Genomic DNA, 11,547 nt, shown 5'->3' on the forward strand with positions numbered 1-11,547 from the left:
AACTAATCTATTTCATTAATACAGGTAATTGTCATTGTCTGGTTGTGAAGTATGCACTCGCCAAATGGTTTCAATGGTGAGATCTCTCCATAGGAATAAAAACCGGAAAGAGTTGTTTTATCGCCAAAAATATCAGAAACAGCTTCAACTTCTTCGTCTATTCTGCTTCCCAGAATTAATTTTCGTCCCACACAACTAATCAGAAGAGCTAATTTTGGACTAAAACTATTTACCTCTAAACAAGAAGCTGCGGCCTCACTTGCCGCATCTATTAATCTGTCAAAATTAGCTTTCATAAAACGTACTTTACTGCCTTTTGGCACATCACCTGCAAATGTCATTGTCTGACTGGCCTCGTCTATTGATAAAATGGTTCTTACAATTGGTTCGTCGACTCCGTCAACCTTGATTGACAGCGGAAAAAGTAATGCAGAACCCGGTAATTCTTCCGCATATTTTCCTAAATAGATTTTATACAGATCTAATACATTTTTTCCATCAATTTCATATAAAACATTGTTTTCAGATTTGGTCACTATTCGCTCTAATCCAAAACTTTCCCATCCTCCCAAAGATCCATGAGACACAAGTAATTTTTCGCCATAAAAACCAATAGCAATAATTTTGCCCTGTGCAGGAGTTTTATTCAATCCTACAATAGTTTTTTCAAACCTTGATCCATCGCCAGCAAGCCCTCCTACAATTAACACCTCTTCTTTTTTTACGGCATTCATTCCATTAACTAACTCACTCCCGTTTACTTTTCCTCCATCTGAGAGTATTAGAACCAATTTTAAATTTTCCTGATCAAATTTACCAATTAGAGAAGACCCCGCCTGAAAACTATTTTCAAAAGCAGTTATATCAACTTCATAAGTTTTGATTTGAGTTGAAGAAAATTTAATTGCTGTGAGAGATATGGTATTGTCTAAAACTTCATTTTCATAAATTTCACCCGCTGATGAACTAAGAATCAATTGCGAAGCCGGGAATTTATTTTTTAATTGATTAAAAACCTTTTCGTCTGATAAAAGTTCTCTTGACCCAAAACCTAAAACTAAGTCTAAATCAGCGAAATCTAAATTATCAGTGTTTAATTCTCGTATAAAAGAATTATTTTCAAATAAAGTTGTAGCTATTTTCATTTAAATCCTTTTTTTTAGTTTGACTTGATTGAATTAAGTTATAAATCGTAGATTTTCCGATGTCTAATTGTTTGGCCGTTTTTACAACATCTTCATTATTTTTTTTTAAATAATACAATATAATTTCAGCCGTAAACTCTTTCAGTGTTTTATCTTCAGACAAGAAAAAATCAGTGCTATTATTTATACTATCAAAAGTTAAATCTTCGGCAGAGATTTCATTGTTTTCACACATTACACAAGCCAGGTCAATGATTGATTTAAGCTCTCTTATATTTCCGGGAAATTTATGTTTGAGTAATTTATCTTTAGCCTCTTTTGAAATACTTATTGTTTTCAATTTATTCTCTTTTGTAAAAAGATCAATAAAATGCTTTGATAAAAGCAAAACATCGCGGCCTCTTTCCCTTAAAGGCGGCAATTCTATAGGAAGTCCCACAATTCTATAATAAAGATCTTCTCTGAACGCTCCTTTTTTTACCTCTTCTTTTAAATTTTTGTGAGTGGCAATTATGAGCCGGGCATTAAACTTAATAACTCCTTTTCCTCCAAGTCTTGTAACTTCTCTTTCCTGCAATGCCCTAAGCAATTTACTCTGCAGATTTAAATCAAGTTCAGCAATTTCATCAAGAAAAATTGTACCTCCATCAGCCTGTTCAAATTTACCGATCAATCTTTGGTCCGCTCCGGTAAAAGCCCCTTTTTCATGGCCAAAAAATTCGCTCTCGATCAATTCCTTTGGGATTGCTGCCATATTTAATGCTATAAATGGTTTGTATTTTCTATCAGAATTATAATGTATGGCCTTAGCTACCATTTCTTTACCGGTGCCTGTCTCTCCGGTAATAGAAACATTTATGTTTGTACTTAATGATTTATTTATTTTATTTAAAACCGCTTTTATTGCCTCGCTTTGCCCTAATATAGTCTTCTCGAAGCTAAATTTTTGCTCTAACTTTTCTTTTAATTCCTCGACTTCATCAATGAGACTTAAATTCTCCCTGATTTTAATAATCGAGTTCCAAAGCAGCTCTTTTGTATAAGTATTTTTTACAATGTAATCTTTGGCTCCTGATTTTAAGAAATCTACAGCCACTTCAATTTCTTCCTGACCGCTTATAACGATAATTGGGATTTTATTATTAATCTGATGAATTTTTTTAAGCAGTAAATCACCGGTTATATCCGGTAATCCAAAATCCAGGCAAATAATATTGGGGTTCTGAAACAAGTTATCCAAACACTCCTTTCCGGTTTGAAACAAGAGTACTTCAAAGTCAGGATTTAATTTAAGGTGATATTTTAGAGTCTCTCCAAAAAAAGGGTCATCTTCAACTAGAAAAATTTTAAATGGTTTCATCTCTAATCTTTTAAGTTTTAATCCCTACCAAATTAAAGAAAAAATCCTACATATTTACATTTAAACGACAATTATTGTATCTCAACGAGATTATTACTGTAACATTTATAATAATTTGGTGTCTTTTTTAGTAAATAAATTTCTATAAATGAAAAATCTAAGAACACAACTGCATCTGCTGCTATTTTTTGTATTAGTCGTTTTAAGCCATAAAACAATTGCCCAAATAAAAACGTTAGAAGGCAAAAACATAACCACAAGTGATGTTGATAAATTCATCAAAAAACAGATGGATTCACTCGAAATACCTGCCATATCAATTGCGATTATAGAAGATGGCAAAATAGTCTACTATCAGGCATCAGGAATAAAAAATAATGAGAAACAGAGTATCGATACCTATACCCTGTTTGAAGCAGCTTCAATGACAAAACCTGTTTTCGCTTATGCTGTTCATAAACTTATAAAAAAGGGCTTTCTTGATTTAGATACCCCACTCTATAAGTATTACCCTTATGAAGATATTCAATACGATGACCGCAATAAATTAATAACCGCAAGGATGGTATTATCTCATACCACGGGGTTACCCAATTGGAGAGAAGATGGATCTAAGTTAGCTTTTATTGCTAATCCTGGTGAAAAATACGGCTATTCTGGTGAGGGATACGAATATCTTGGAAAAGTTGCGGCACATTTAACCAATAAAAAAATCGAAGATATAATTGAGGAAGAAGTGTTTAATCCTTTTGATATAAAAAACTCTTACCTAATAAAAAATAAATATGTTGAAGAACATCTGGCAGATGGATTAAAAGATAATAAATACTGGGGGAAAAACCAGTTATGGCAACAGCCGGGTGTTGCATATAGTTTATGTACTGAAAGCAAAGAATACGCAAAATTCATTATGGCACTGATAAAAGAAAGCGATACGCCAGGAAGCATCTTTCAAGATATGGCATTACCTCAGTTAGAAACTGAACCTCAAAAATCAATTTGTCTGGGAATATTTTGCAAAAAAACACCTTACGGGCTAAAATATTCCCATTCAGGAAATAATAACAACCGGTATAATTCGAATTTCGAATTTTATAAAGATTCCAAAATAGGTTTTGTATTTTTTATGAATTGTCACAAAGGATTAGAATTCACTAAAAGATTAAATGATTTTTTAATTAACGGTAGATAATGAAAAGATGAAACAGTTTGAGATAAAAAGTAAAAACAAAGCCACTGAAATGCGGTGGCTTTGTTTTTCTTTCTGTGGGCAATGAGTGATTCGAAAGTAATTTTGAAAAGGAAAATCACTTTTTCAAGATTGCAATATTTTATTAAAGCTCTGACTTTAAATTTATTTTACCTTTCTGAAGTCCTTTACCAGTTACTTCCAATTGGATTGGACCTGCAGTTTTAACTGCTTTAACCAAGACCACAAGTTTACCGCTGAAAAGCTTCATTTTATTCTGGTGAAATATTTCCAATGATGCGGCATCGCCATTACATGCAGCTCTGTAAACTCCAGCACCAGTTACTTTAAACTGCAGTTCATTGACCGCTGCAGGACATGGAATTCCGTTTTTATCTACTACCGAAACAGTTACAAAAGAGATATCCTCACCATCAGCTTTAATAGTTTCGCGGTCTGCGTCGAGTACAATTCTATATGGATCGCCGGCAGTTTTAATCTCGTTTTCTGCCGCTATTTTTCCATTTGAATCAAATGCTGTAACTTTTACCGTTCCAGGCTCATACTTCACATCATTCCACATTAAACGATAACGATTTTGCGGACTTGAATTATTTTTTTTCTGGATTCCCATACTTTTTCCATTTACAAAAAGCTCAGCGCTGTCGTAATTTGTGTAAACGAAAACAGGAGTGATTTCCCCTTCCCTTCCTTTCCAGTTCCAATGCGGCAGTATATGAAGCGTTTTATCTTTCGTATTCCATCTGCTTCTGTAAAGATAAAAACGATCTTTAGGAAGTCCTGCCAAATCTGAAATCCCGAAATAAGAACTTCTTGACGGCCATTTTTCATCATAAGGCGTAGGTTCTCCTAAATAATCAAAACCTGTCCAGACAAATTCTCCAATAACCCACGGCTTGTCATCCTGAAGTACAAAATCTTCATCAGGAACATTTGACCAGCTGCAGGCTTCAAGATCATAAGATGAACATTGAAGATCATTGTATTCTTTATTTTTTGCCTGTACAACAGGAAATTTATAAATTCCTCTTGAACTCACTGTCGAAGCCGTTTCTGAACCTAATATAAATCCTTGCGGAAATGATTTATAAGCTTCTTCATAAAGATGAACCCTGTAGTTCAGCCCGGGTACATCTAATAAAGACCCAAAACCTGATGCCATAGTCTGTTTTACCTGATCCATTCCCACCGTTACAGGGCGTGTTGGATCTTCTCTATGAAAAATATCCTGCAAAAATTTAGCCCTTGTCAAACCTTCGGCCCCATATTGATCCGGAACTTCATTTCCTGAACTCCACATTACAATACAAGGATGGTTTCGCGTGGCTCTCACTAAATTCACAATATCTTTTTCTGCATATTTTTCAAAAAAACGATGATATCCGTTTTCTACTTTTGGCTTTGCCCATTCATCAAAACTTTCTGCGAGAAACATAAATCCCATTTCATCAGCCAGTTCAAGCTGTTCAAAAGAGGGCATATTATGAGAACTTCGGATCGCATTACATCCCATATCTTTTAGAATCGTAAGCTGTCTGCGAAGTGCCGCTTTGTTTACAGCCGCACCAAGAGGACCCAAATCATGATGAAGACAAACTCCTTTAAATTTTGTTACTTTACCATTAAGGCTAAATCCTTTATTGGGTTCGTATTTAATGAATCTTATACCAAACTTTATGTTTTGTTCGTCTTTTAAAGTTCCGTCAGCTGCATATAATTTGGTTACCGCTGTGTACAAATATGGTGTCTCAGGACTCCACAAATGTGGTTTGGCAACTGCAATTATCTGATGGAATTTTCCATCCTTCATTTCTGCACCTTTTTGTGCCGCTACTACATTATTATCTGCATCCTTTATTTGGGTTTCCATTGACAGGTTACTGCCATGAAACTCAGCTTTAATATCAACAACAGTATTATCCGCCTTCATTTCAGGAGTTGTTATAAAAGTTCCCCATTGTGCAAAACTTTCCTCCTCTTTTACTACAATACTAACTTTTCTGTAAAGACCAGCTCCGGGGTACCATCTTGAAGAAAATGGCATATTAGTCAGTTTTACAGCCAATAAATTTTCTGAGCCTGCTTTGATATCTTTGGTAATATCAATATAAAAATAGCTGTAGCCATACCCCCATTCTCCTATTTTTTTTCCATTTAAAAAAACCTGAGGTTCGCTCATAGCCCCTTCAAAAATAAGAATTGCTTTTTTTCCCTTTTTAAACTCCGGAATAGAAAATGTATTACGATACCAGCCTGTTCCAATATGCGGAAGTGCTCCGGTACGGCCTGTTTTTTCGGTTGGGATTTTTTCTCCGTTTTGTTCAATTGCCGAAACCTGTCTATCCCATTCTTTATCAAAAGGTCCATAAATGGCCCAATCATGAGGCACACTGACTTTTTCCCATTTTGAAGCATTAAAATCTACAGAAAAAGCATCTTCTTTTACTTCTTTAGAAAAAAGCCAGTTATCTTTTAAAACAACAGTAGTGGATTGCGACATCATTTTTCCGGACGAAAAAATCAGTAGAAATAAGAATGATATTGACCTAAAAATTAATTTCATTTTCTGTTTTAATTATTTCAACATTAAGATATTAAGACAACTCGTTAGGTGCAACTATTTTTAACACATAGAAACATAGAATTTATTGAACTCAGGAAAGGCATTTCACTTGCATTAACAAACATAGCTATGTGTGAGAAACAAGTTTCTTTTTGATTTACTTTTTCAAGAACATAAAATCTATGTTTCTATGTGTTTAATTATTTTTTTTATGCTCTACATCCAACGGGTTAAGATAATTTAGCTTTATGAAACTTAATATCTTAATGGCAATTTTTAATTTTTAATTTTTAATTTTTAATTTTTAATTAAAAAAAGTTTTATTCTTTAAAAGCGTCTAATGCCGGCGAAGGTTTTCCGTCAGAAAGCCAAGCGTTTAATTGATAACCGCTCCAGCTTTTTTCGCCTTGCGGTTCCCAGTAAATAACGCCTAAACCTTTATTATTAGGTACGCTTTTTACGGCTTTTATAGTAGCTTCAAGCATTTCTTTGGTATTTTGTACAGCTTCATAATCACCGCCAACTTCAACCACCATAACTTCTTTATTGTAGCGCAAAGCCATGTCTTTTAGATTATTTTCTAAATCTAAAATGGTACTTTGATAATCGGTTTTAATCCAATACGGATAATACGATAAACCAATTACATCGTATTTTACCTTATTTTCAGTCGCTTTATCAAAAAACCATCTAAATTTTTCGCTTTTATTTCCTTCATCAAGATGAACAATTACTTTAATTTTTGGGTCGATAGCTTTTGTTGCTTCATATCCTTTATTAAGCAGTTGTGCCAGCTGATTAAAATTGTCTGTGCTTCCTTCCGGCCAAAGCATACCGCCCGGAATTTCATTTCCAACCTGAACCCATTCCGGGGTTACTCCTGCTTTTTTTAACAGCTGCAAAACATCATAAGTATGCTGATAAACATCGATTAACAATTCAGGAAAAGAATGTTTTGCCCATGCAGCTGGTTTATTTTGTTTGCCGGGATCTGCCCAGGAATCGCTGTAATGAAAATCGATCATGATGCGCATTCCCATTTTTTGTGCGCGGACCGCCATGACAACTGTTTCTTCGGGACTGCAGTGCCCGCTGGCTTTATCATCATTTGGATTTACCCAGACACGTAACCTAATGGTGTTTATTCCGCGGTCTTTTAATAATTGCAGACAGTCTTTTTGAGAACCGTCTGCATCATAAAATTTATAGCCCGTTGCTTCCATTTGCGGAAGCCAGCCCACATCTGCTCCTTTTGAAAAAGAATATTTTTTACTTGTCATTTTAGATTTACATGAAGTAAACAAAATGGCAGTTATCATCAAAAAAGATACAATTTTAAGTGATTTTTTCATGTTTTAGTCTTTACTGAAAGCTTGCATTACTGATAAGGCATTGTTATCAAAACTGTATAAAGCCTGATTTTCGAATGTAGAGCCGCTTTGAGATTGCGGTCCTTTAAAAGCAACCCATTCTCCACCCCAATACGCAAATCCCTGCCCGGATTCTGATGTTTTTACTATGTTTTTAATATCCATAACAAATGTTCTTTGTCCTGCCGGAGTTGCAGGATATCCCGGAACCAGCTGATCGTTTGTGCCTACAATATTATTGGTCTGGTCATTGTGCAATAAAGTAAAAGGATAAGCGGTTTCTGCAATCAGGACTTTTTTGCTGAATTTCTTTCCTAAAGCATCAATGGTATTTTTTACTTCTGTTAAATCTTTACCGTGCCAGACAGGATAATAAGATAATCCGATATAGTCGTAATCAACACTTTTCATTTTGGTAAAAAACCAATCGGTACCACCGCCATTTACACCTGCATAATGAATCATTATTTTTGTATTTGGCGCTTTACTGCGAACTGCAGCACTTGCAGCACTTAATAAAGCTATACATTGCTGTTCGTTACTAATTAGGTTTCCTTTCGGCCACAATAACCCACTATTGATTTCATTACCAATTTGAATAATATCCGGATTAATTTCTGTAATTATTGCTGATGTGTAATTAGAAACTGCCGTTTTTAAATCGGTAAAAGATAAATTTTTCCATTCTTCGGGAATGGTCTGAGCGCCAGGATCGGCCCAAGTATCAGAATAGTGAACGGTAAGCCAGACTCTTAAACCGGCCTGCCTTGCTTTTTGAGCCAACTGTTTTACTTCACTTAAACCAGAACGCCCATTTACAGGTTTTTTCCATAAACGAATTCTAACTGTATTACAACCTGCATTTTTTAGTGTTGTAAGCATTCCTTCGGCTTTGCCGTTATTGTAAAATTTAGTTCCTAAAGATTCCATTTGAGGGAGAAATGAAACATCTGATGCTCTGATAAAAGTATCACTTGCATCTGGCGGGTTAACAGCTTCTGCATCTTCAGAATCATTACCTGAGCACGAAAACTGAATCGCTGTAATGGCAAGCAGCCCAAGAATTTTTATATATTTTTTCATAATTATGAATTATAATGATTGAAATTTTGAATTTAAAATAACTTCTTTTAATGTAAAGAAGAAGCCCCAAATTTTCACCATTGAGGCTTCTCTGATTTTTAATTCAATTTATGGAGTTGATATAAACATGTAACGACCGTCTAAATCATTGAACCAGATATCATATTTTCCGGCCTCAACAATGATATCTCCACCGTTATCTCCCCAGTTTACATCCCAGCTGTTGTTTGCTTTGAATTTCATTTTTCCGGCTTTTAAAGTTTGGGTAACTTTCCAGATATGCTCATCAAATGCAGATTTCACTAAAGGAACCTCTGTATTCCAGCCGGTATCATCGCCTGTTAATACAGATCCGGTCAAACCAATTGTTGCATAGGTTGTCATTGGTCCTGTGTAAGGCGTAATTTTGTATGTCAATTCTTCAATATTAATCTCAAAGCTGTAATAACCTGAAGCTGTTGTTGGGAAAACACCAGGATCACTATCGCTTTCTGTTGCTCTGTATTGTACGTTAGCGCCATTTGCTCCGTACATTGGAGCCCAGAATCCAATTTGCTCGATTAATTTAAAACCATCTTTATTAAAATATCCTGTATAATAGTGTTTTGCATTTTCTTTTGGGTCTCTGTAAATTGGCATGTTGTTGCTGGTTACGCTCCATCCTGCTGCAGTTCCGGGCCCTACTAAAAATAAATCGACTTTAGGGAAAACACCTCTGTAAGGAGTCAATGCAATTGTAATTGGCGTAGAAAATTTTGGTTCTGAAAGTGTTGTTCCAACGGTAGATTTAATTCTAATATCAATTGTTCCTTCAACACCGGCTGTAAGTCCAAGTTCCAGTGCTTTTGCATTAAGTTCTGCTACTGTAATAGCAGCATGTGTAGTTGTAGAAGTTGTAATATCCAGCGGTGCTGCAAACTCTGTATTACTTGCTGCAAACTGCACTGTATAGGTAACAATCGTTGGGGTTCCGTAATTTACTTTTTCCCAGGTTACAGTCACGGCCGTATTGTTTGGTGTTTCTTTATTTAAAATAGTAGAAGAACCGTTTTCAGGAGTTATGATAGAAAAAGCAGCTTCCTGAGGCTCTAAAATCATCAAATTCTCTTCGTTTTCACAAGACCAAAATCCTGTAAGTAACACCACTGCTATAAATAGTTTATATATAAGTTTCATTTGTATATCGTTTAAGTTTAAAAAAAGTTTTAGTAACCCGTGTTTTGAGTTAAATTTCTATTTGCTCCCAATGACCCTTCCGGAATAGGAAAAACGCTCATGTAAGACGGAATAGAGATTCCTTTTGAAGAATTTCCTTTCCATGCCCAATTATAAGATCCTCCTGTATATTTTCCAAAACGAATTAAATCTTGTCTTCGGTGTGCTTCCCAGTGTAATTCGCGTGCTCTTTCATCAATAAGAAAATCAAGCGTTAATTCACTTAAAGTAATGTTACCAACAGTTGAATTAGAATTGGCTCTTTGCCTTAAAGCATTTACATAATTTAATGCCTGGGCTGTTGTCCCGTTTCCGCCTCTTAAAGTAGCTTCAGCATACATTAAATATACATCGGCTAACCTGAATAAAGGAAAATCAGTATCGGCATAAGTAGAACTGCTGCCGTTAACTCCTGTTGAAGTTTTATTAGAAAATTTAGATAAAATATAACCTTGTGTTTTTACGCCAATATCTTCAATATCAATAGATCTTTGTTTTGATGGATCGCCCTGAACGCCTTTACCAATCGTATTTCTGGTATCCTGACTGAATTTTGTCCCGTCAAATTTTTGAGCAAATTCTTTTCTGATTCTAAGCGCTCCTGTCCAGCCGCCAATTCCAAAATCAGCACCATTATTTTCCCAGGCACCAATTTGCCCGTTTGTTAAAACAGTTGTTGCTCCCCAGTTTTGAGAAACTGCTCCATCAGACTGGATCCCGAAAATGATTTCCTGAGAAGTATTGTTGTCTGCCTTAAAATTGTCCAGATATTTTGTTTTCAAAGTATAACCGCCGTCAATAATTTCGTTACACATTGTAATACAGTCATCAAAACGATCGGCCTGAATATATACCTGGGCATTCAAATACATTTTAGCCAAAATCATACGAGCCATAGATTGGTCTAATCTTCCATATACATTTGTTCTGGCTGCTTTTAAATCTGGTAAAACGGCTTTTAATTCACTTTCGATAAAATCAAATAATTGCTTTCTGTTAAACTCTGGGCCGGTAAAATTTACCGGATCATTTTCGGTATACATTGGCGCTTTTCCAAATAAATCCATCATATTGTAATAAGCATACGCTCTTAAAACACGAACTTCCTGACGGTAAAGTGCTATATCTGCCAAATCTGCAGTATTTGTAATACCTCTTGAACTTAATTTTTCTGGTGTGCTTTGACGTAAAAACTCGTTTGCATAAGAAACAGAAACCATCGTTCTGCTAAACATACCTAAAATAACAGGGTTTGCCGCTGTCCAGATATTACGTTGTAATTCTGCCGTTCCTCCATCATTTTCATAACTCCAAACCAATTCGTCTGTAGTTAATTCCTGCATGTATAATAAACATCTTGTAAACTGGCTTGTGCCTGCATCTACCCCTTCCAGTGAAGAATCATTAGGACCAATAACTCCTGTTAAAGTTAAATTTCCGTACACTCCGGCAAATGCTTTTTTGTATCCGTCAGGTGTAGAAAATAATACATCAGAAGAAAGAACGTCGTCATCTTTCGAGACTACATTTAAATCATCTGTACACGACTGAAAAACCACAGTCAATGCTATTATTGTTGTTACTATATATTTTTTCATGAT

General features: G+C 35.3%; 8 protein-coding genes. 1 reads left to right on the forward strand and 7 read right to left on the reverse strand.

Annotated elements, in window-relative coordinates; all coding sequences use genetic code 11:
• Nucleotides 1-2: 2 nt before the first annotated feature.
• Both LUU93_RS04025 and LUU93_RS04030 read right to left on the reverse strand, forming a co-directional pair.
• A complete protein-coding gene (locus LUU93_RS04025) occupies nucleotides 3-1,145 on the reverse strand; it encodes an FIST signal transduction protein (RefSeq protein ID WP_232678560.1) in 1,143 nt (380 codons plus the stop codon).
• Nucleotides 1,120-2,505: a sigma-54-dependent transcriptional regulator gene (locus LUU93_RS04030; RefSeq protein ID WP_232678562.1), complete on the reverse strand. Its 1,386-nt coding sequence runs from the start codon at nucleotides 2,503-2,505 to the stop codon at nucleotides 1,120-1,122. Before LUU93_RS04030 ends, LUU93_RS04025 begins: the two co-directional genes overlap by 26 nt.
• A gap of 148 nt (nucleotides 2,506-2,653) precedes the next feature.
• Between LUU93_RS04030 and LUU93_RS04035 the strand changes: the two genes are divergently transcribed.
• Nucleotides 2,654-3,697 carry a serine hydrolase domain-containing protein gene (locus tag LUU93_RS04035; protein ID WP_232678564.1) on the forward strand — a complete coding sequence of 348 codons (1,044 nt, stop codon included), beginning with the start codon at nucleotides 2,654-2,656 and terminating at the stop codon, nucleotides 3,695-3,697.
• A gap of 142 nt (nucleotides 3,698-3,839) precedes the next feature.
• Here LUU93_RS04035 and LUU93_RS04040 read toward each other — a convergent pair whose 3' ends face one another.
• From LUU93_RS04040 to LUU93_RS04060, 5 genes are all read right to left on the reverse strand, one after another.
• Nucleotides 3,840-6,218, reverse strand: coding sequence for a DUF4982 domain-containing protein (locus LUU93_RS04040; protein ID WP_232678566.1), 2,379 nt, complete (start codon nucleotides 6,216-6,218; stop codon nucleotides 3,840-3,842).
• Nucleotides 6,219-6,598: 380 nt separating this feature from the next.
• Nucleotides 6,599-7,630, reverse strand: coding sequence for a glycoside hydrolase family 53 protein (locus LUU93_RS04045; protein WP_232678568.1), 1,032 nt, complete (start codon nucleotides 7,628-7,630; stop codon nucleotides 6,599-6,601).
• Nucleotides 7,631-7,633: 3 nt separating this feature from the next.
• On the reverse strand, nucleotides 7,634-8,731 hold the full coding sequence (locus LUU93_RS04050; protein WP_232678570.1) for a glycoside hydrolase family 53 protein: 1,098 nt from the start codon (nucleotides 8,729-8,731) through the stop codon (nucleotides 7,634-7,636).
• Between the two features lie 108 nt (nucleotides 8,732-8,839).
• Nucleotides 8,840-9,907, reverse strand: a complete 1,068-nt coding sequence (locus LUU93_RS04055; RefSeq protein WP_232678572.1) for a SusE domain-containing protein — start codon at nucleotides 9,905-9,907, stop codon at nucleotides 8,840-8,842.
• A gap of 29 nt (nucleotides 9,908-9,936) precedes the next feature.
• Entirely contained in the window at nucleotides 9,937-11,544 is a 1,608-nt protein-coding gene (locus tag LUU93_RS04060) for a RagB/SusD family nutrient uptake outer membrane protein (protein ID WP_232678574.1), read from the reverse strand.
• Nucleotides 11,545-11,547: the final 3 nt, after the last annotated feature.

The sequence above is a fragment of the Flavobacterium soyae genome (assembly GCF_021245985.1).
GTDB classification, from domain to species: Bacteria; Bacteroidota; Bacteroidia; order Flavobacteriales; family Flavobacteriaceae; genus Flavobacterium; species Flavobacterium soyae.